Below are 1,057 nucleotides of genomic sequence, written 5' to 3'. Positions count from 1 at the left end.
AGGGCTCCGCGTCCTCTTCCAGCATCGCCCGATCTCGCCGCCTTCGCCCGTGTCGCACCAATCAACACATTCGCGTTGCTGAGATCAGCTCAATGGTGCCCTGGAGTTACTGGCGGGCGGTGCCTTTCGTGGGCGAGGCGAGAACTCTCAGGGGATGGAGGGTGTTCGAGAGCGCCGAGAGGAACTGGTTCGACCCGTCGCCATCCGAGTGCGGAGGCAGCTTTGACGGCGGTGAGGTAGGTGCTTTCGCTCATGCGTTTCCGAGGGGCCGGGCGCATGAGTAGGGGCGGCGAGTGAGACCTGCCAGTGGCGCTTGAGTTCGAACAGGCGATTCGACTCGATGGTGCTGTGCAGGTCGGCCACGATCTCGGCCGGAGGGCGTCCGATATGGGGTTGAAGAGGCGGTAGTTGTGCGTATTCGATCTTAGGAGCCGAAGGCTCCGATGCTTGCGAAGATCTTGGCGTCGTCGTCCCAAGGACAGCCAGGGTTTGCCAGGTGCACCTGGCAGCCAACAGCTTCGCACCGCTCTTGCAGGGCGTCGCGTTCCCGTAGTGACCGAGCAACGCGGTCAGGTCCTTCGATGATGATGACGTCGAGGCGGCCGGTATCGAGGTCAGCGATCAGCCGGTCGTATTCGGGTCGCTTGTCACGTACACCGACTCCGAGGTCGACGTATTCGTCGACAACGTCCATGCCGTGGGCCGCAGTGTAGGCTCGGCAGACGGTGATCTGTTCTGCGGCGGCGAGCGCTTCGCTCTGGGGGTTTTGCACGCCGCCTGGGCCGGAGACGCGAGACCGTGCGTAGACGGCCGCGCGGGGCAAGGTAGGCATTCTCAGATCTTCCCAGGTGCAGGGGGGCCGAATATGCGGGAACCGAGAATCGGCCCCCTGCCCTAGAGATCGTCAGGCGTTGATTTTGTCCCGCCAGGCGAGGAACTCGCGAAGTTCGGTGAGATCCGGTGTCGGGCCGCCGGTGTGGATCGTGAATAGGCGGGCGCCCAGCTCGTACATCCTGTCGCGGTCCTCGGTCTTGCCCATCACCGAGATCTCGATCTC

The 1,057-nt window shown here is 63.6% G+C and carries 1 protein-coding gene; it reads right to left on the bottom strand.

The genetic code is table 11. The features are described from left to right. Positions 1-424: 424 nt before the first annotated feature. A complete protein-coding gene (locus AB0I88_RS41355; RefSeq protein ID WP_361037793.1) occupies positions 425-832 on the bottom strand; it encodes a recombinase family protein in 408 nt (135 codons plus the stop codon). Between the last annotated feature and the right edge of the window lie 225 nt (positions 833-1,057).

This window comes from Actinoplanes sp. NPDC049802, from assembly GCF_040656595.1.
GTDB lineage: Bacteria > Actinomycetota > Actinomycetes > Mycobacteriales > Micromonosporaceae > Actinoplanes.
Note: the sequence above shows the minus strand (reverse complement) of the source record. Positions and strands in the feature narration are given on the sequence as shown.